This is a genomic window from Rhodococcus sp. 06-462-5, from assembly GCF_002258315.1.
In the GTDB taxonomy this organism is placed as follows: Bacteria; Actinomycetota; Actinomycetes; order Mycobacteriales; family Mycobacteriaceae; genus Rhodococcoides.
Genome location: NZ_NOYD01000029.1, coordinates 141,113 through 158,761, shown reverse-complemented (window position 1 = coordinate 158,761; position 17,649 = coordinate 141,113). Strand labels below are relative to the sequence as shown.

Below are 17,649 nucleotides of genomic sequence, written 5' to 3'. Positions count from 1 at the left end.
TCAATCGGTTGCGGCGTAGCGATCGGTGGTTGATGCACGACCCCGATGTTCGACGCGTTCTGCTGGGCTCGCCGAATCCCCTCGTCGTCGACCTCGGGTACGGGGCGATGCCGAACACGACGCTCGAGCTGGCCGGTCGGTTGCGCACCGTCCGGCCCGATCTCCGCGTCACCGGTCTCGAGATCGACCCCGCTCGCGTCGTCCCGGGAAGTGACGGCGTGGACTTCGCTCGCGGCGGTTTCGAGCTGGCGGGCTTGCGCCCCAACCTGGTACGGGCGTTCAACGTACTGCGCCAGTACCCCGAGGATGCGGTTCCTGCTGCCTGGCAACGCATTCTGTCGGGCCTGGCACCCGGTGGCCTGTTGATGGACGGCACCTGCGACGAGCTCGGTCGACGCTGCGCCTGGGTGTTGCTCGACGCGGAGGGGCCGCGCTCATTGACGCTGGCGTGGGATCCGTTCGACGTCGAGATGCCGTCGGACATCGCGGAGCGGCTTCCGAAGGTGTTGATACATCGCAACACCGAGGGTGAGCGCGTGCACGATCTGCTCCGACGGGCCGACAGAGCGTGGTCGGTCTCGGCCCCGCTGGCACCGTTCGGGCCTCGAATTCGGTGGCGTGCAGCCATGAAAGTGCTTGTCGAACAGGGGCTTCCGATCACGCTCCCCCGCCGGCGGATGCGAGACAACGTGCTCACGGTCCCCTGGTCGACGGTCGCACCGGCAACGTGAATCGGGTGCAGCTGACCGCGCTCAGCGCGGTCGGATGCACCCGATTCCGCGGCTACGTGCAGGCGGACAGTGCCAGTTCGACGCGTTCGGCCACTCGGTCGGTGCTGCTTCCGGCCTCGGAGTACAGCGTCTGCGGGTCGACGCGACCGATCGCGACGGCGTCGCACACCACCTCGTCGAGCGTGATCTGGGAGATGCCGCCTGCGGCGAGGTCGAGCACCGTACGCACCGGGGTGGTGAGGTTGAACGTGCCTGCCGATTCGACGTCCCGGGGCTCGAGTCGCAGGCGATGAACTGCGAGCCTGGTGTCGGTCAGTCGTAGGTCGCCGAATGCGCAGACGTGCACGAACTGCGGGTGCAGGTGCCCGAATCCGTGTAGCTCGGCCGCGCTCTGGTGCGAGATCACGGCCTCGCCGCCGAACCAGGCGCACCACATGGCGAACACTTCGAGTTCACTGTGGGGCCACTGGCCGAGTCGGAACAGGTTGCGCTCGACGCGAGTCCACGTGTTCGTGGCCAGATTGACGCGCACCATCGCAGAATCGAAGCCGAGCTCGCCGGCTTGCTCGGCCGTGAAATAGCCGTCCTGACGAGTGGCCAGCGAGTGCAGTTCGTGCACGCTCGGTCCTGTCGTACTCATGACGCAAGCCTACGTCACAATGTGTTACAGGTCACAAAGTTTCGGCCGAGAACGCTGGTTCGGCGAGTTTCACAGAGCTTGCTCAGAATCATCGGGAAGACTGCCAGGAATGTCATCCACAGCCAGGCGCAGCACCGCACCGCTGATCGCAGTCTCCGTCGTTGTCGTCCTCCTCGTCGCCGTCATCGGTGGCGAGTTGTTCGTCCGTCAGCAGATCAAATCCTGTCTCGCCGGTCAGCTCGAATCCGAGCTCGGCAGCCAGGTCGAGGTCGGTCTGGGCCTCAAGCCGGTCTTGCTCTCACTGGTGGACAAGAAGGTCTCCTCGGTGACCGTCGACAGCGACGACGCGCGCTTCGGCCCAGCCGAGGGCATGGTCGTGCAGGCCGAGGCACGTGACCTGAACCTGACGCAGACCGCCGACTCCGGCGGCACCATCGGCAGTTCCAGTGCCGACATCTCGTGGTCGACCGACGGCATCACCCGCACCCTGCAGAGCCAGGGCATCGGCGCGATCGTCTCGGGCGTCACCTCGGACGCATCGGCGGGCACCCTCGACTTCGCCGTCGGGGCCCTGGCGAATCTGACCGTCAAGCCGCAGGTCGTCGACGGCAGGGTCGATTTCCAGACCGTCGACGCGTCGATCCTGGGTCTCGGTATCCCCACCGATCTGGTCGACTCCGTCGTCGGCGTGCTGACCGACAGCCTGCAGGCCTACCCGCTGGACATGGCACCGACGTCGCTGACGGTCACCGACTCCGGCATCGAGCTCACCCTCGAGGGCGGTCAGTACACGATTCCGGTGACCCAGCAGGATCAGAATCAGCCGACTCCCGAGGGCTGCTCGCTGGTCGCGTAACCCACGTGAGCGGTCGCTCTAGTTCAGACCGTCGAGCACCGCGCGCGTTCCCGAAAGCCCCAATCGTGTTGCGCCCGCGTCGATCATGGCCAGGGCGGCCTCCGTGGTGCGGATGCCGCCGCTGGCCTTGACGCCCAGTCGTCCGCCGACGGTCTCTGCCATCAAGCGCACTGCTTCGACGCTCGCGCCGCCGGCCGGGTGGAAGCCGGTGGACGTCTTGACGAAGTCGGCACCAGCCTTCTCGGCGGCGCGGCAGACCTCGACGATCGCGTCGTCGGACAGTGCTGCCGATTCGATGATGACCTTCAGGACCGCGGTTCCGGCGATCCCCTCGCGGACGGTGACGATGTCGGCCAGTACCGCGTTGTAGTCTCCCGCGATCGCTGCGCCGACGTCGATCACCATGTCGACCTCGTCGGCACCTTGCTGCACCGCGAGCCTGGCCTCGGATCCCTTGATCAACGAATGATGCTTGCCCGACGGGAATCCGGCGACGACGGCAGTGAGCATTCCCTCGGCGTGAATAGGCAGCATCGACGGCGAGACGCACACCGCGAGCACTCCCAGCTCGCGGCCCTCCTCGATGAGAGCGGCCACATCGGCCGTTGTCGCTTCCGGCTTGAGCAGCGTGTGGTCGACCATCTGGGCGAGCGCAGCGCGGGTGAGTGTCATGCGGTCCAGCTTTTCACAGCACGCCCTTTCGCAGCCCTGTCGGTCTACGATTTCCGTTCATGACCGCAGCCTCGCTCGCCGCTACCTTCAATGCCACCAGCAGGGAATTCGACGCGGTGACGCCGCAGGTCTGGGGGCCGGCCGGGCAGTCGCTCGCCTTCGCGCTCGGGTTGGCCACCGGCGACGCGGTCCTCGACGTCTGTTCCGGCACCGGGGCGTCGGCGATTCCTGCGGCGGCGGCCGTCGGCCCGGACGGTCTCGTCCATGCCATCGACCTCGCCGACGAGCTGTTGGAGGTGGGCCGGGTGAAGGCCACCGACCGTGCGCTGCGCAACATCGACTTCGTTCTCGCCGACGCCACCGAGTGGGAGCCGCCGTCGACGGTTCCCGATGCCGGATACGACGCGTTGGCCTGTTCGTACGGCATCTTCTTTCTGCCCCATCCCGAGGGGGATTTCGCGCGTCTGGTGTCGATGGTTCGTCCGGGCGGTCGCGTCGGGGTGACGGTGTGGCGCAAGGGTGCGTTCGAGGCGTTCGCGGGCACGTTCTTCGAGGTGATCGGTGCGCATTCGCCGCCGAACGAGCACGACGGGCCACTCGCGCAGGACGGATACGACAAGCACCCGATCCGGCGGATGGAGACTGCGGATCTTCTGTCCGCGTGGCTCACTGCGGCCGGCACCACCGAGGTCGAGGTCGTGGAGCTGTCCAACCACGTTCCCGCGACGGAGTCGTTCGTGTGGGATCTCGTGCTGGGCAGCGCGATGCGGGGCGCGTTGACACCGTTCGACGATGCGACCCGAGCGCAGATCCGTGCCGAGTTCTCTGCGCTGCTCACCGAGCGCGGAATCGATTCGATCGATCTCGGGACACTGGTGGCAACCGGAGTGCGGACGCCCTGAGACAATCGGCGGTATGAGTTCTTCCGTATCCGAGGATCGCCGTTACGTTCTGTCGCTCGGTTGCCCCGACAAGACGGGCATCGTCGCCCGTATCTCGACCTTCCTCGCCGAGGTCGGTGGATGGATCGTCGAGGCCGCCTATCACGCCGATCCCGACACCGGTTGGTTCTTCACCCGGCAGGCAGTACGCGCGTCGTCGGTGGACATGAGCATCGAGGAGCTACGCACGCGTTTCGCCGCGGTGGCCGCCGAGCTCGGCCCGGAAACCGAATGGACACTTCATGATTCGGGTGAACCCAAGCGCGTGGTCCTGCTCGTCAGCAAGGAAGCGCATTGCTTGCACGACCTCCTCGGGCGCGCTGCGGGCGGCGAACTGCCCGCACAGATCTCCGCGGTGATCGGCAACCACAAGTCGCTCGAGCCGATCGCCGCCGCGCACGGCACCCCGTTCCATCACGTCGAGTTCGCGAAGGATCCGGCCGAGCGCGGGCCCGCCTTCGAGGAGGTGCGGTCGCTGGTCGATTCCTACGACCCGCACGCGGTGGTGCTGGCACGGTTCATGCAGGTTCTCCCCGAGTCGCTGTGCGCGCACTGGGCGGGCCGCGCCATCAACATCCACCACAGCTTCCTGCCGTCGTTCGTCGGTGCGCGCCCGTACCACCAGGCGTTCGCGCGGGGCGTGAAGCTGATCGGCGCAACATGCCACTACGTGACGGCCGAGCTCGACGCGGGTCCGATCATCGAGCAGGACGTCATCCGCGTCGACCATGCCGACGAGGTGGCCGACATGGTGCGTCAGGGCCGCGACATCGAGAAGCTGGTGCTCTCCCGTGGCCTGCGGTGGCACCTGGAGGATCGTGTCCTGGTGCACGGCCGCAAGACCGTGGTGTTCAGCTAGGCGGGACCCGAAGAATCAGAGATTCCGGAGCCGAACCACTTCGGTGTTGAATTCGTCGATTGCCTCGACGGAGCTCATGTGTCCGATTCCGGGGATCACGATCAGTCTGCTCAGGTGGTCGTGGTCGTCGAGTGCGCGGGCGAGTTTGCGGGCGTGCACGGGTGGGGTCAGTCGGTCGGCCGATCCGACGAGCACACTGGTGGGGACGGACATGTTCTCGAGTGCCTCGTGGATGTCGAGGTCGCTGAGTGCGGCGCCCCAGATGCCGCGGGTGCGCGGCGCGCATTCGAGCACGATCTTCTCGCAGAACGCCACCTCGGCCGGTGTCGCTCCGGGTGCCATGGAGATGTACTTGATGGCTTGGCGGGTCACCGGCGACGGACGCAGCGGTAGTGCCGAGCTGAGCACGGCTTTGCCCACGGGGGTCGGGAGGCGTGGGAAGCGTTGCGGCAGTGGGATGACGGTGGTTTCGCGGACGAGCGAGTCGGTCGCCGTACTGGCGAGCAGCACGGCACTGACCAGGCGATCGACCTGTTCGGGATAGTTTCCGGCCCAGGCCATGATGGACATGCCGCCCATGCTGTGTCCCACCAGCACAGCTTTGTTGTCCTCGTCGACGGTGGCGGTGAGGATCGCGGCGAGATCGTCGGCCAACACGTCGGGGCTCAGTGGTCGCGTTCCCACGTCGCTGCGGCCGTGGCCGCGCTGGTCGTACGCGATGACGCGGTAGCGGCCGGCGAGGGCGTTGATCTGCGGGTACCAGTAGTCGGCCGAGCAGGTCCAACCGTGGCTGAAGACGATCGGCGCGGCGTCGGCGTCACCGTAGCTACGGACGTGCAGGTGGGCGCCGTCGTCGGTGACCACCTCGGTGATGTGCGGCTCGAATGTGGGGTACTGCAGCAGCTCGTCGGGCTGGACGTCGGTCGTCTTGGTGAACGAGTGCAGGCGACGCCGCCGAACGACGAACGCGCCGACAGATGCCGCGACGGCTGCACTGCCGACTCCGAACAGCGCGCGTTCGATTACCTTGCGTGAAACCACTGATTCCCCTCCACCTGTATCCCCCGAGCGGGTGCGGTAGAGGCTACGCCCAGGAGCGAACCGGCGTCGACGCGGCTGGCTACCAGCGGGGTCCGCGCTGGATGCTGTCGATCTTGGGCCGTACGTCCACGAGGTACACGCACACGGCGACGACGCCGATGATGCCCAGGAATCCGATCACTCCCGAGACGAGGATGAGGAGCAGACCGACGAACAGAATGGCCAGCCAGGCGTTCTTGGTGAGCTTGTCCACGGCGGGAAAGGCGTCGGCACGCTGACGCAGTGCGTGGAAGATCGCGAATCCTGCACCTACCACTCCGAGGATCTGGAGAAAGGTCAGGATGTAGTAGCTGAAGCTGCCGGCGATGCTCACGGGCGCCAGTGTACGAGAAACGACCCCTGCGCCGCGCGGCGCAGGGGTCGTTTTCTTTACGAGTGCTTTAGCGAGTGGTCTTCTTCGCCGGAGCCTTCTTGGCCGGAGCCGGGGTGGACTTCTTCGCTGCCGGTGCCGGTGCCGTCTTCTTGGCCGGAGCCGGGGTCTTCTTGATCGGCGAGTTCGCGCTGCTGCGGGTCTTGGCCTCGACCTTGCCCGCAACGCCGCTCACCTTGTCGGAAGCCTCGACGGCCTTGTCCTTGGCCTCGTCGCCTGCTTCGTCGATGTTCTCGGCGAGCTCGTCGGCGGCGTCGGAGATCTCCTCGGCACCTTCACGAACCTTGTCCGACGCGAGGCCGGCCAGGGCAGCGGCGCGCTCGCCGACTGCGCGGGTCTGCGAGGCGACTGTTCCGAGGGCCTGCTCGGTGAGGTCGACGACGTCGTTGGCGGCGGAGTTGGCGCGCTCGAGGCTCTCTTCGACGGCCGGGGTGCGGCGGATGCGCTCGACGGTCTCTTCGCCGCGCTCGGCGAGCGAGGTGTAGAGGTCGGAGGCCACCTTGAGGTATGCCTCGGCAACCTTGCGGAGCTCTTCGGGGGTGAAGCGCTCACGGAGTTCGGCGATCTCGTCGGGCAGCTCTGCGGGCAGGTTGGCCAGCCGCTCGCGCAGGCTCTCGACGCCTTCGGTGACATCTTCGGAGATGTCGGCGATGCGGGCGTTGACCTCGCTGGTGCGGCTCTCGGCGCGCGAGCGCACCTGAGCGACGACGTCCGCTACGGCCTGGACGACTGCGTCGCCTGCACCGACGGCTGCGAAGATGGGGGTCTTGACGTTCTCGAAGTTCTTGGAATCAGACATCTGGTGTCTCCTGTTCGTCGGGTTCGGGCTCCTGCGTCGACTCGTTCTCACGACAGAACGAGTCGTAGATCTCGATCAGCACTTGCTTCTGCCGTTCGGTGATGTGCTCATCGCCGAGCAGAGCTTCGCGCACCGGACCGTGGGGACGCGCTTCCAAGATCCCGGCCCGGACGTACAGCACCTCCGAGGAGACGCGCAGACCCTTGGCTATCTGCGCTAGCACTTCTGCGGACGGGTTGCGCAGTCCGCGTTCGATCTGGCTGAGGTAGGGGTTGCTCACTCCGGCTCGGCTCGCGAGTTGCCGCATGGATACCTGCGCGGCTTCCCGTTGCGATCGGATGTAGCTGCCTATGTCCTGCGCTGCGGTCGTCACGACTGCGGCGACAAGATCCCCTGCCTCGGCGACGACCTGCGTCGCCTCGGTCGCCTTGGCGACCAGATCCCCCTCGTCATCGGCCATGTCGGCCTCCTGTTTTCGGTGTCCTACTGGACGGTACCGAAGGGTGCTAACTATTGCAAGCACTCTGCTAGCACTAGTGCCCGAAGATCAGATCCGAGATCGTGTAGATGGCCAGACCGGCGATGGAACCGACGACGGTTCCGTTGATGCGGATGAACTGCAGATCCCGTCCCACCTGCAGTTCGATCTTCTTGCTCGCCTCCTCGGCATCCCAGCGAGCGACGGTGTCGCCGATGATCGTGGTGATCTCGTCGGCGTAGTTCGCGGCGATGTAGCTGGCCCCACCGAGGAGCCAACCGTCGACCTTGCCGCGCAGGTCCGCGTCGTCGCGTAGGCGAACGCCGAGGTTGGCGGTGTTCTCCTTGATCTTGGTGCGCAGCGTGCTCGTCGGATCGTCCACCGACTCGGTGATCAGACGCTTGGCCACCTTCCACGTCGCCGCAGCGAGGCCGGTGATCTCCTCGCGTCCCATGATCTGCGCCTTGAGCTTCTCGGCCTTCTCGATGGTCACCGGGTCGTGCTGCAGATCGTTGGCGTAGTCGACCAGGAACTTGTTCGCGGCCTGACGGACGTCGTGCTCGGGGTTGGAGCGAATCTTCCAGGTGAACTCGACGAGTTCCTTGTAGACCTTCTCGCCCAACAGCGTGTCGACGAACTTCGGCGACCAGTTCGGGGAATCTCGCGCGACGACGCGATCGATCATCTCCTGGCTGCCGAGCGCCCACTGGTGAGCGCGCTCGGCGAGCATGTCGATCAACGGCAGCTGACGGTTCTCACGGAGCAACTCGTCGAGGATGCGGCCGATCGGCGGGCCCCACTGCGGATCGGCGAGTCGGCGCACGATGGTGCTGTCGATGACGGCGGTGATGTCCTCGTCGTTGAGGACGTCGACGACGCCGTGCAGCACGGTCGCCGCCTCGGCCGCGACGCGTTCGGCGTTGTCCGGCTGGGCGAGCCAGGTACCCAATCGCAGGGGAACCTGCGCGGACGCGACCTTCTCGGACACCACCTCGGGTGCGAGGAAATTGCTGCCGACGAACGAACTCAGGCTCGCGCCCAACTGGTCCTTCTTCTTCTTGATCAGCGCCGTGTGCGGAATCGGGATACCCAGTGGGTGCTTGAACAGTGCCGTCACCGCGAACCAGTCCGCGAGCGCGCCGACCATACCCGCCTCCGACGCCGCCCGGACGTAGCCGACCCAGGCACCTGCGCCCGTCGACTCCTGCCATCGGCAGAAGAGGTAGACGATCGATGCGAAAACGAGAAAGCCCGTCGCGACTGTTTTCATCTTGCGGAGGTCGCGACGTTTGGTCTCGTCGTCGAAGTTCATGAGCTGCACAACCGACATTGTGCCCAGAAATACGTCGGATCAACCGGACGCAGCCTGCAATGGTGTCGGACAAGGCGCATAGGGTGGGGTTGTGGCAAGAAATACGACGGAGGCAAAGCTGGGCGAGGCCGAGCCGAGCGAGGACAAGCCCAAGGTCGAGAAGCCGGACGGCCGAAAACGTCGATGGCGTGAGCACAAGATCGCCCGCCGCGAAGAGCTCGTCGACGGCACCTTGGCCGCGATCCGGTTGCGAGGCCGCGAGATCGGGATGGACGAGATCGCGTCGGAGATCGGTATCTCCAAGACGGTGCTCTACCGCTACTTCACCGACAAGAACGACCTGACCAGCGCGACGATGTCGCGGTACGTCGAGACGACTCTCGCACCGCGCATCTACGCGGCGATCTCGCACGAGCTCGACGAGTACGAGCTCACTCGCGTCGTCGTGACCGCGTACGTCGAGACGGTGGCCACCGATCCCGAGGTCTACCTGTACGTCATGGCGAACAACGCCGGCAACAACCGCGATGTCGTCGCCGAGTCCGAGCGAATGATCGCCGAGTTGCTCTCCACCGTGCTCGGTGAGCGTCTACGGCAGCGCGAGATGGACTCGGGCGGCTCTGTGCCGTGGGCCTTTGCGATCGTCGGTGCGGTTCAGTTGGCCACGCACTGGTGGATCTCCAACAAGTCGATGTCTGCGGACGACCTGATCGACTACCTCTGCATGATGATGTGGGGCGGAATCCACGGAGTCGCCATGGCCGACGGCTCCCCCGCGAAGTTCAAGTCGCAGCCGCATCCTCTGGTCGACGACGAGCCGAAGACTCCTTAGCGCTCGTCGTACCCGTCGTCGTCCAGGGGAACTTCTGCTCGTTGATCCAGCACGTCCCGGGCGTCGGCCTCGATGGGCAGGTCATCGGCACTCGGCTCGTCCGGCTCGTCCACGATCGGCAGGTTCTGCAGGGCGCGGTCCTCGGTCGGAGTTTCGATGGGTGATTCGCTCATGTCTCCATTCGTACCATCGCTCGTCAGTTTGAGAATCGACTCGGTCGGACATTCGATGGAGCATGACCACCGAAACATTGACCGGACGCCGCATCGCCATTCTCGCTACCGACGGCGTCGAGCAGGTCGAGCTGGTTCAGCCCCGCGAGGCCGTCGAAAATGCCGGAGCCACAGTCACATTGGTATCGCTCGACCATGGCGACATTCAGGCCATGGAGAGTGACGTCCACGCCGCCGACACCTTCACCGTCGACCGTGTCGTCGCCGACGTCTCTGCGGACGACTTCGACGCACTGATCCTGCCCGGCGGAACCACCAACCCCGATCAACTGCGCGTCGACGCGGACGCAGTCGAGTTCGTCCGCGCATTCGTACAGGCCCGCAAGCCCGTCGGCGTCATCTGCCACGGTGCCTGGACTCTCGTCGAGGCCGACGTTCTGAAGGGCCGGACGTTGACGTCCTACCCGAGCATCCGAACCGACATTCGCAACGCGGGAGGAACCGTCGTCGACGAGGAAGTGGTCGTCGACGGCAACCTGGTCTCGAGCCGCAACCCGGACGACCTACCGGCCTTCTGCGCGAAGATCGTGGAGCATTTCAGCGCTTGATAGGTTAGCGTGCCCTATGCGCATTTCTCGTTCGTTGGCTCTGCCTGCGGCAGCCCTCGCCCTTGCCCTCACCCTCACCGCATGCAGCTCCGACGGTAGTGACTCCGACGGCGGCACCGACTCGGCCGAGTCCGGTGCTGTCGTCGTCACCGACATGTTCGGCGACGTCGAGGTCCCTGCCGATCCGCAGCGAGTGGTCGCGCTCGGCTGGTCGGATGCAGAGACCGCACTGGCACTCGGCGTCCAGCCCGTCGGAGCGAGTGACTGGCTCGGTGTCGGCGGAAACGGCCTGGGCCCGTGGGTGGACGAAACCTACGACACCGACCCCACCATCGTCGGCACCTTCGACGTCGACATGGAATCGATCGCGGCACTGGCACCGGATCTGATCCTGTGGACCCGCAGCACCAACGACAAAGCCGTCTACGACGACCTGTCCGAGATCGCCCCGACTGTCGCGGCGCCGCCGGGAACCGACGTCGCCTACGGCACCACGTGGGACGGCCAGACCGAGATCGTTGCCCAAGCGCTCGGAAAGGTCGACGAGGGCAAGAAGCTCGTCGACGACACCCAGGCACTGGTCGACGACACCATCGCCGCCAACCCCGAATTCGCCGGCAAGACCGTCGCCGTCGGCACGCTCTACAGCGGACAGGTCGGTGCCTACGTCCGCGGCGACACCCGCGTCGACTTCCTCGAGTCGTTGGGCATGGAGAACACCCCGGCCGTCCAGAACCTCGCGCAGCCGGGAGCATTCAGCATCGAACTCTCCGAGGAGAACATCTCCGCACTCGATGCCGACCTCACCGTCATGTTCCCCATCGGCACCGGACCCGAGGTGATCACCGACAACCCGTCGATCCAGGGCCTGCCGTCGGCACGCGACGGACGCCTCGTGGTGCTGGGTGACACCAACCTGTCCAACGCATTCTCGGCCGCCTCCGTGGCCGGCACCCGATACGCGCTGGAAAACGCCGTGCCACTGTTCGCGGCACCGCTGAAGGGCTAGATCACACCCTCCCCGGGGGACTTGTCACACTCTCCCCGGGGGGAAGCCACCCGCGGCGATCGGTCCCCAGGTGTCGATCACGATGCGTATCAACGACTTTCCCTGCTTCACCATCGCCTCGCGGTACTCGTCCCAGTCCGAGTGCTCGCCGGCGATGCTGCGGAAGTACTCCACCAGGGGCTCGACGGCGTCTGGAAGATCGATGATCTCGGCCGTCCCGTCGACCTGGACGTAGTCGCCGTTCCAGTCGTCACTGTGCACCAGCACCGTGACGGCGGAATTGCGGCGGATGTTGTGCACCTTCGCGCGCTCGGGGTACGTGGCGATGACGATGCGGCCTTCCGAGTCCACCCCTGCCGAGACCGGGGAGACCTGCAGACCGTCGTCGCGCTTGCGAGTGATCAGGGTGTGGTGGTGCCGCGGAGAGACGAATTCGAGCAGTTGCTCACGCGACACGGTTTCTGCTTTTGCAATGGTAGGGGCCATGAGTCCCATGGTAGAGAAGTAGTCTTCTCCCCTATGGCCGACAAGTCGAAATTGTGGACGCTGTCTCCCGTCGATGTGCTGCGGGCCAGCGCGTCTCCCCGCGTGGAGGACATCGATTTCACCGCCACTCCAGGTTTCGACGGAGCCAAGGCGCACGGCAACGAGGTCCTCGAACAGCGCGGCGCGGTGCTGGCGGCGCTCCAGGAAAAACTCTATGCGCACGGGCGTGCAGGCGGCACCAAGTCGGTTCTGCTCGTGCTGCAGGGCATGGACACCGCAGGCAAGGGCGGCATGGTCAAACACGTGATCGGGATGGTCGATCCGCAGGGTGTCGACCTCGCGTCATTCGGGGTTCCGACTCAGGAAGAGAAGCAGCACCACTACCTTTGGCGCATCCGCAAAGCACTTCCGCGGGCCGGCCGAATCGGGGTGTTCGATCGGTCCCACTACGAGGACGTTCTCGTCGTCGCGGTCCACGACCTGGTGCCACGGCAGGTGTGGGAGAAGCGATTCGACGAGATCAACGCTTTCGAGAAGGGATTGGTCGACGAGGACACGGTTGTCGTCAAGGTGGCCTTGTTCGTGTCGGCCGACGAACAGAAGAAGCGATTGCAGGAACGTCTCGATCGACCCGAGAAGCACTGGAAGTACAACCCGGGCGACGTCACCGAGCGCGGCTTCCTACCGCAGTACCGGGCGGCGTATCAGCGGGTGTTGGATCGTACGGACTTCGACCATGCACCGTGGTACGTCGTTCCGGCCGATCGCAAGTGGTACAGCCGCTTGGCCGTCACGGAAATCCTGATCGACACGTTGGAGAAGCTCGATCTCGATTGGCCCGCAGCCGATTTCGACGTCGAACACGAGAAGAAGCGGCTGGCCGAGAGCTGAGGAAGGGCCCGCTTCGAAGACGTGAATGGTCCATTGACCCCAGTCTGGGCAGGTCAATGGACCATTCACGCGTCGAACGAGACTGTTACAGCGTGGCTGCGTCGATCACGAAGCGGTAGCGCACGTCGGACTTGACGACGCGGTCGTATGCCTCGTTGATCTTCTCGGCCGGGATGACCTCGATCTCGGCACCGATGTGGTGCTCGGCGCAGAAGTCCAGCATTTCCTGGGTCTCGGCGATGCCACCGACCATCGAACCGGCGAACGAACGACGGTTGGCCAGCAGGTTGAACGCGGGCACCTCGAGGGGCTTCTCGGGAACGCCCAGCTCGACGAGGGTGCCGTTGCGGGCGAGCAGTCCGAGGTACTTGCCCATCGGCAGGTTCGCGGAGACCGTGTTGAGGATCAGGTCGAACTTGCCCTGCAGATCCTTGAGCGCCGTGGTGTCCTTGGTGGCGTAGTACTCGTCGGCACCGTAGGCCTTGCCGTCGGCTTCCTTGGCGTCCGTCTGGCTCAGCACGGTGACGTGGGCTCCGAGTGCGTGCGCGATCTTGACGCCGATGTGGCCGAGGCCGCCCATGCCGATGATGGCGACCTTCTTGCCCGGTCCTGCGCCCCAGTGCTTGAGCGGCGAGTACAGGGTGATGCCTGCGCACAGCAGCGGTGCGGCGACGTCGAGCTCGACGCCTTCCGGGATGCCGAGAACGAACTTCTCCGTCACGACGATCTGGGTGGAGTAGCCGCCGTGGGTGAACTCGCCCTCGTAGGTCTTCGAGTTGTAGGTCTGGACGACGCCCTTGGTGCAGTACTGCTCGTCGCCGTCCTTGCACGCCTCGCACTCGCCACAGGAATCCACGAAGCAGCCGACTCCGACGCGGTCGCCCACCTTGCGGCTGGTGACCTCTGAGCCGACCTCGGCCACGATGCCTGCGATCTCGTGCCCGGGAACGACGGGGTAAGTGGTGCCGCCCCACTCGTTACGGGCGGTGTGGATATCGGAGTGGCAGATGCCGGCGAACTTGACGTCGATGAGGATGTCGTTCGGTCCGACGGCGCGTCGCTCGATCGTCGCCTTCTCGAGCGGGGCGTCCGGAGCGGTGGCCTGGTAAGCGGTAGCTGAAGTCATAACTACATTGCTACCTACGCATCGATGCGAGCGCAAGGCAGCTACCGCTCCGACCAGGCTATTCCTACTCTAAACGAGTCGTTCGCAACAGTAACGTCAGCTGTTCTTGGCGATATTGACGCCCAGCCACCCAACGTACGCCACCAGACCGACAAGTCCGATCTTGCGGGTCTTCGGGTACGCGATCGCCGCACCGACCGCCAGTTCGGTGGCTCCGTTGCGACTGATCCAGGTTCGAGTGTCCTTGGGGAACGGGAGCTTGGTGATTCCCTCGAACGCCTCCGGCACCACGAAGTGGGCGGCACCGGTGGCGGCCAACCCGATCCCGAATGCCTTGGGAACCACACCGTTCGACTTCGTGGACTTGCTCACTGACACGCTCCTGTGATCGAAGTGACTGCGTTCGCAGACCGACAATAGCGCTCCGGTGACCGTCGCGGGGCAACCCGCCCGCGGCGGTGTCTACTTTGCGATCCGGCCGTTCTCGTAGCGATAGAACCCGGCTCCGGCCTTCTTGCCGACGCGCCCCGATTCGACCATGCGCAGCAGCAGCGGGGGTGCCAGGAACAGAGGTTCCTCGAACTCGGAGTGCATGGAATCGGCAATGGCTTTGACGGTGTCGAGACCGATCAGATCGGCGAGTGCGAGCGGCCCCATGGGGTGCGCCAGGCCCAGCACCGTCGCCTTGTCGACATCTTCCTTGGTGGCGAATCCGGACTCGACCATGCGAATCGCAGAGAGCAGATACGGCACGAGCAACGCGTTGACGACGAAGCCAGAGCGGTCTGCTGAGCGCACCACCTGTTTGCCGAGAACATCGCCTGCGAATCGCTCGGCACGGTCGGCCACTACCGGTGAGGTCAGGTCGGTGGTGACGAGCTCGACGAGCGGCAGCACCGGGACCGGGTTGAAGAAGTGCAGACCCACGACTCGGCCGGGTGCCGTCGTCGCGGCTCCCAGGCTGACGATGGGAATGGAGGAGGTGTTCGAGGCGATGACGGCGTCGGGGTCGGTCACCACCGAGTCGAGTTCGGCGAAGATGTCGGCCTTGATCTTCTCGTCTTCGAGCACTGCTTCGACGACGAGTTGGCGATCGCAGAAGTCGGCGAGGTCGGAGGTGAAGCGCAGCCTGCATGCCGCTTGCTCACGCTCGCGTTCGGTGATCTTGCCGCTGCTGACGCCGCGGTCCAGCGATTGCAGGATGCGGCTGCGACCGGCCGTCGCCAGTTCGCGGGTCTGTTCGTGGACCAGCACGTCGACATGGGCGCGGGCGCAGACCTCCGCGATTCCTGCCCCCATCTGCCCCGCTCCGACGATCCCCACCCTCTCGACCGTCAAGGCAAACTCCTAGCGAATAATGTTGCAGCACAACAATTTATAGCGAGATGAGGGTAACTCTTCAGGGGAACGCCCAAGACCTTCGTTGTACAGAACAGGCGGCCCGCAACGAAAGTTGCGGACCGCCTGACTAGTGCGCTGAAGATCCGGGAAGGCGGGCTAGCTCAGTGGAACTGGCCTTCTTCGGTGGAGCCTTTCAGTGCGGCCGTCGAGGTGTTGGGGTCGACGGTGGTGGCGATGCGGTCGAAGTAGCCGGCGCCAACCTCACGCTGGTGCTTGATGGCGGTGAAGCCGCGCTCTTCGGCAGCCTTGAACTCGCGTTCCTGTAGGTCGACGAACGCGGTCATGCCTTCGCGGGCGTAGCCGTGTGCCAGGTCGAACATGCCGTAGTTGAGCGAGTGGAAGCCTGCCAGGGTGATGAACTGGAACTTGAAGCCCATGGCTCCGAGTTCCTTCTGGAACTTGGCGATGGTCGCGTCGTCCAGGTGCGCCTTCCAGTTGAACGAAGGCGAGCAGTTGTAGGCGAGCAGCTGGTCCGGGAACTCGCTGCGAACCGACTCGGAGAACTTCTTGGCGACCTCGAGGTCCGGCACGCCGGTCTCCATCCAGATGAGGTCTGCGTACGGGGCGTAGGCCTTCGCACGAGCGATGCAGGGCTCGATGCCGTTCTTGACGCCGAAGAAGCCCTCAGCGGTGCGGGTTCCGTCGAGGAACTCGCGGTCACGCTCGTCGACGTCGGAGGTGATCAGCGTGGCTGCCTCGGCGTCGGTGCGGGCGATGATGACCGACGGGACGTCGGCGACGTCGGACGCGAGGCGTGCCGAGGTCAGGGTGCGGATGTGCTGCTGGGTCGGGATGAGAACCTTGCCGCCGAGGTGGCCGCACTTCTTCTCCGAAGCGAGCTGGTCCTCCCAGTGGACGCCTGCAGCGCCGGCCACGATCATGGCCTTCTGCAGCTCGTAGGCGTTCAGTGCGCCACCGAAGCCGGCTTCGGCGTCGGCGACGATCGGTGCGACCCAGTTCTTGACGGAGGTGTCGCCCTCGATCTTGGCGATCTCGTCGGCGCGCAGGAGTGCGTTGTTGATGCGGCGGACGACCGACGGCACCGAGTTGGCCGGGTAGAGGCTCTGGTCCGGGTATGTGTGGCCCGAGAGGTTGGCGTCGCCTGCGACCTGCCAACCGGAGAGGTAGATCGCCTGGAGGCCGGCGCGAATCTGCTGCACGGCCTGGTTACCGGTGAGAGCACCGAGCGAGTTGATGTAGTCCTCGTTGTTGACGAGGTCCCACAGGATCTCGCTGCCGCGGCGAGCGAGGGTCGCTTCTTCGACGACGGTGCCCTGGAGGTCGGAGACCTGCTGTGCGGTGAAGTTACGGGTGACGCCCTTCCAGCGGGGGTTGGTGTCCCAATCCTGCTGGATCTCGGCGGTGGTCTTCGGGGTGCCGGTGGTCGACATCTTCAGCTCCAGTCTCTTCTGCTTCTCGGCCTGCCTCGAGACGAATCTTCACATCGTTGCCAGGCCCTTCTGGTGTACTCCAAAACAATGGCACACCCGAAAACATGCGTCTACCAGTTGTTAGTGCCAATCTTGGCTAGCTTTACGGGCACCGTTGCTAATGTTGCAAATTTTCGGTCGACGCAAACCTCTCCGATCGGACGGCGTGGTTACTCGCCAGTAGCGATGAATCCCCAGTTGATGAACGCAATGCACAAAATTCTTTACCGGACGCTTGTACGGTTTGACGGGGGCGTCTGAATCGAGTCAGAAACTTGGTACCATGTGACCGACATCACAGTACTCCAATCCCACGATGTGGGCGTGTACGGGGTGCTCCACTTGCCGCCACGATCGCCGCGATCACGCGTCCGGCGCTCTCGAGTGGAGCGCATCGTGCACTCGTCCACAGGCACGTAGCTATCCGCAGGGCAGTGCGTCACCCCAGGTCGAGCATCTGGGGCCGGACGACGCATCCCCGATGCTGCCACCCATGGCTCCCGAAAACTCCAGCTCCGCTCCCGCCCACACAGGTCATTCCGCAGGCTCCACTCCCGCCCACACAGGTCATTCCGCAGGCTCCACTCCCGCCCACACAGGTCATTCCGCAGGCTCCACTCCCGACACCAGTGGTCATTCCGCAGGCTCCACTCCCGGCCCGGCCACCCTTCAGCAGCTGCTGGCCTCCGGAGTGCACCCCAGCACCGTCTCGCGGCGCTTCACCCGTGTTCTGCCGACGGTCCACATGCGCGGGGAACCGTCGACGATGGATCGGTGTCATGCGACAGAACGCGATCGTGCTCGATGGCTGGCTGATGCTGCGCTATTCGGCGTTCGATGTGCTCGCCGCGCCGGACGTCGTGGCTGCCGAAATCGCATCGGTGATCAGGCGGCGTCGGCGTTCGCGGCGATGAATGCACGAAATGCCCCACTC

Annotated in this window: 22 protein-coding genes; 9 read left to right on the top strand and 13 right to left on the bottom strand. The window is 65.0% G+C overall.

Features of this window, described 5'->3' with window-relative positions:
* Positions 1-32 precede the first annotated feature (32 nt).
* Positions 33-731 (top strand): class I SAM-dependent methyltransferase, encoded by a 699-nt coding sequence (locus CH251_RS16100; RefSeq protein WP_306436809.1) that lies wholly within the window; start codon positions 33-35, stop codon positions 729-731.
* A 52-nt stretch (positions 732-783) separates the two neighbouring features.
* Here CH251_RS16100 and CH251_RS16095 read toward each other — a convergent pair whose 3' ends face one another.
* Positions 784-1,371, bottom strand: coding sequence for a type IV toxin-antitoxin system AbiEi family antitoxin (locus CH251_RS16095; protein ID WP_094614013.1), 588 nt, complete (start codon positions 1,369-1,371; stop codon positions 784-786).
* Positions 1,372-1,480: 109 nt separating this feature from the next.
* Here CH251_RS16095 and CH251_RS16090 point away from each other — a divergent pair, with 109 nt between their 5' ends.
* Positions 1,481-2,227 carry a DUF2993 domain-containing protein gene (locus CH251_RS16090; protein ID WP_179273307.1) on the top strand — a complete coding sequence of 249 codons (747 nt, stop codon included), beginning with the start codon at positions 1,481-1,483 and terminating at the stop codon, positions 2,225-2,227.
* Positions 2,228-2,245: 18 nt separating this feature from the next.
* Here CH251_RS16090 and deoC read toward each other — a convergent pair whose 3' ends face one another.
* On the bottom strand, positions 2,246-2,899 hold the full coding sequence (deoC, locus tag CH251_RS16085; protein ID WP_373454956.1) for a deoxyribose-phosphate aldolase: 654 nt from the start codon (positions 2,897-2,899) through the stop codon (positions 2,246-2,248).
* Positions 2,900-2,958: 59 nt separating this feature from the next.
* On the opposite strand from deoC, the gene CH251_RS16080 reads away from it, so the two are divergent.
* A complete protein-coding gene (locus CH251_RS16080; protein ID WP_094614011.1) occupies positions 2,959-3,801 on the top strand; it encodes a class I SAM-dependent methyltransferase in 843 nt (280 codons plus the stop codon).
* Between the two features lie 13 nt (positions 3,802-3,814).
* A complete protein-coding gene (purU, locus tag CH251_RS16075; RefSeq protein ID WP_094614010.1) occupies positions 3,815-4,699 on the top strand; it encodes a formyltetrahydrofolate deformylase in 885 nt (294 codons plus the stop codon).
* A 15-nt stretch (positions 4,700-4,714) separates the two neighbouring features.
* Here purU and CH251_RS16070 read toward each other — a convergent pair whose 3' ends face one another.
* The 5 genes from CH251_RS16070 to CH251_RS16050 form a co-directional block, all read right to left on the bottom strand.
* On the bottom strand, positions 4,715-5,740 hold the full coding sequence (locus tag CH251_RS16070; RefSeq protein ID WP_094614009.1) for an alpha/beta fold hydrolase: 1,026 nt from the start codon (positions 5,738-5,740) through the stop codon (positions 4,715-4,717).
* 79 nt (positions 5,741-5,819) lie between these two features.
* On the bottom strand, positions 5,820-6,107 hold the full coding sequence (locus CH251_RS16065) for a DUF2516 family protein (RefSeq protein WP_371828356.1): 288 nt from the start codon (positions 6,105-6,107) through the stop codon (positions 5,820-5,822).
* Positions 6,108-6,180: 73 nt separating this feature from the next.
* Complete coding sequence (locus tag CH251_RS16060; RefSeq protein ID WP_094614008.1) at positions 6,181-6,969, bottom strand: heparin-binding hemagglutinin; 789 nt, start codon at positions 6,967-6,969, stop codon at positions 6,181-6,183.
* Positions 6,962-7,429, bottom strand: a complete 468-nt coding sequence (locus CH251_RS16055) for a helix-turn-helix domain-containing protein (protein ID WP_052047273.1) — start codon at positions 7,427-7,429, stop codon at positions 6,962-6,964. The genes CH251_RS16060 and CH251_RS16055 overlap by 8 nt, the downstream gene beginning before the upstream one ends.
* A gap of 73 nt (positions 7,430-7,502) precedes the next feature.
* On the bottom strand, positions 7,503-8,777 hold the full coding sequence (locus tag CH251_RS16050; protein WP_179273308.1) for a DUF445 domain-containing protein: 1,275 nt from the start codon (positions 8,775-8,777) through the stop codon (positions 7,503-7,505).
* 73 nt (positions 8,778-8,850) lie between these two features.
* On the opposite strand from CH251_RS16050, the gene CH251_RS16045 reads away from it, so the two are divergent.
* Positions 8,851-9,591 carry a TetR/AcrR family transcriptional regulator gene (locus CH251_RS16045; protein ID WP_094614007.1) on the top strand — a complete coding sequence of 247 codons (741 nt, stop codon included), beginning with the start codon at positions 8,851-8,853 and terminating at the stop codon, positions 9,589-9,591.
* Here CH251_RS16045 and CH251_RS27555 read toward each other — a convergent pair.
* Positions 9,588-9,764, bottom strand: a complete 177-nt coding sequence (locus CH251_RS27555; RefSeq protein WP_179273309.1) for a hypothetical protein — start codon at positions 9,762-9,764, stop codon at positions 9,588-9,590. The genes CH251_RS16045 and CH251_RS27555 overlap by 4 nt on opposite strands.
* 62 nt (positions 9,765-9,826) lie before the next feature.
* On the opposite strand from CH251_RS27555, the gene CH251_RS16040 reads away from it, so the two are divergent.
* A complete protein-coding gene (locus tag CH251_RS16040) occupies positions 9,827-10,372 on the top strand; it encodes a type 1 glutamine amidotransferase domain-containing protein (protein WP_094614006.1) in 546 nt (181 codons plus the stop codon).
* Between the two features lie 16 nt (positions 10,373-10,388).
* Positions 10,389-11,381: an iron-siderophore ABC transporter substrate-binding protein gene (locus tag CH251_RS16035; protein WP_094614005.1), complete on the top strand. Its 993-nt coding sequence runs from the start codon at positions 10,389-10,391 to the stop codon at positions 11,379-11,381.
* A 24-nt stretch (positions 11,382-11,405) separates the two neighbouring features.
* Here the strand turns inward: CH251_RS16035 and CH251_RS16030 are convergent, their stop codons facing one another.
* Positions 11,406-11,867 (bottom strand): PPOX class F420-dependent oxidoreductase, encoded by a 462-nt coding sequence (locus CH251_RS16030; protein WP_094614100.1) that lies wholly within the window; start codon positions 11,865-11,867, stop codon positions 11,406-11,408.
* Positions 11,868-11,900: 33 nt separating this feature from the next.
* On the opposite strand from CH251_RS16030, the gene CH251_RS16025 reads away from it, so the two are divergent.
* The gene (locus CH251_RS16025) at positions 11,901-12,758 is read left to right on the top strand and encodes a PPK2 family polyphosphate kinase (RefSeq protein ID WP_094614004.1); all 858 of its coding nucleotides are present in this window, start codon (positions 11,901-11,903) and stop codon (positions 12,756-12,758) included.
* Between the two features lie 85 nt (positions 12,759-12,843).
* Here the strand turns inward: CH251_RS16025 and CH251_RS16020 are convergent, their stop codons facing one another.
* The 4 genes from CH251_RS16020 to aceA form a co-directional block, all read right to left on the bottom strand.
* Complete coding sequence (locus CH251_RS16020) at positions 12,844-13,884, bottom strand: NAD(P)-dependent alcohol dehydrogenase (protein WP_037186868.1); 1,041 nt, start codon at positions 13,882-13,884, stop codon at positions 12,844-12,846.
* 96 nt (positions 13,885-13,980) lie between these two features.
* The gene (locus CH251_RS16015) at positions 13,981-14,256 is read right to left on the bottom strand and encodes a hypothetical protein (RefSeq protein ID WP_094614003.1); all 276 of its coding nucleotides are present in this window, start codon (positions 14,254-14,256) and stop codon (positions 13,981-13,983) included.
* Positions 14,257-14,346: 90 nt separating this feature from the next.
* The gene (locus CH251_RS16010) at positions 14,347-15,222 is read right to left on the bottom strand and encodes a 3-hydroxybutyryl-CoA dehydrogenase (RefSeq protein WP_094614002.1); all 876 of its coding nucleotides are present in this window, start codon (positions 15,220-15,222) and stop codon (positions 14,347-14,349) included.
* A gap of 164 nt (positions 15,223-15,386) precedes the next feature.
* On the bottom strand, positions 15,387-16,676 hold the full coding sequence (gene aceA / locus CH251_RS16005) for an isocitrate lyase (protein WP_027498404.1): 1,290 nt from the start codon (positions 16,674-16,676) through the stop codon (positions 15,387-15,389).
* Positions 16,677-17,494: 818 nt separating this feature from the next.
* On the opposite strand from aceA, the gene CH251_RS27970 reads away from it, so the two are divergent.
* On the top strand, positions 17,495-17,629 hold the full coding sequence (locus tag CH251_RS27970; protein ID WP_256979108.1) for a hypothetical protein: 135 nt from the start codon (positions 17,495-17,497) through the stop codon (positions 17,627-17,629).
* Positions 17,630-17,649 lie beyond the last annotated feature (20 nt).

Coding starts and splice junctions, on each gene's coding strand:
- CH251_RS16100 (WP_306436809.1), top strand. CDS start 33: ATGCACGACCCCGATGTTCGACGCGTTCTGCTGGGCTCGCCGAATCCC.
- CH251_RS16095 (WP_094614013.1), bottom strand. CDS start 1,371: ATGAGTACGACAGGACCGAGCGTGCACGAACTGCACTCGCTGGCCACT.
- CH251_RS16090 (WP_179273307.1), top strand. CDS start 1,481: ATGTCATCCACAGCCAGGCGCAGCACCGCACCGCTGATCGCAGTCTCC.
- deoC (WP_373454956.1), bottom strand. CDS start 2,899: ATGACACTCACCCGCGCTGCGCTCGCCCAGATGGTCGACCACACGCTG.
- CH251_RS16080 (WP_094614011.1), top strand. CDS start 2,959: ATGACCGCAGCCTCGCTCGCCGCTACCTTCAATGCCACCAGCAGGGAA.
- purU (WP_094614010.1), top strand. CDS start 3,815: ATGAGTTCTTCCGTATCCGAGGATCGCCGTTACGTTCTGTCGCTCGGT.
- CH251_RS16060 (WP_094614008.1), bottom strand. CDS start 6,969: ATGTCTGATTCCAAGAACTTCGAGAACGTCAAGACCCCCATCTTCGCA.
- CH251_RS16055 (WP_052047273.1), bottom strand. CDS start 7,429: ATGGCCGATGACGAGGGGGATCTGGTCGCCAAGGCGACCGAGGCGACG.
- CH251_RS16050 (WP_179273308.1), bottom strand. CDS start 8,777: ATGTCGGTTGTGCAGCTCATGAACTTCGACGACGAGACCAAACGTCGC.
- CH251_RS27555 (WP_179273309.1), bottom strand. CDS start 9,764: ATGAGCGAATCACCCATCGAAACTCCGACCGAGGACCGCGCCCTGCAG.
- CH251_RS16040 (WP_094614006.1), top strand. CDS start 9,827: ATGACCACCGAAACATTGACCGGACGCCGCATCGCCATTCTCGCTACC.
- CH251_RS16035 (WP_094614005.1), top strand. CDS start 10,389: ATGCGCATTTCTCGTTCGTTGGCTCTGCCTGCGGCAGCCCTCGCCCTT.
- CH251_RS16030 (WP_094614100.1), bottom strand. CDS start 11,867: ATGGCCCCTACCATTGCAAAAGCAGAAACCGTGTCGCGTGAGCAACTG.
- CH251_RS16025 (WP_094614004.1), top strand. CDS start 11,901: ATGGCCGACAAGTCGAAATTGTGGACGCTGTCTCCCGTCGATGTGCTG.
- CH251_RS16020 (WP_037186868.1), bottom strand. CDS start 13,884: ATGACTTCAGCTACCGCTTACCAGGCCACCGCTCCGGACGCCCCGCTC.
- aceA (WP_027498404.1), bottom strand. CDS start 16,676: ATGTCGACCACCGGCACCCCGAAGACCACCGCCGAGATCCAGCAGGAT.
- CH251_RS27970 (WP_256979108.1), top strand. CDS start 17,495: ATGCGACAGAACGCGATCGTGCTCGATGGCTGGCTGATGCTGCGCTAT.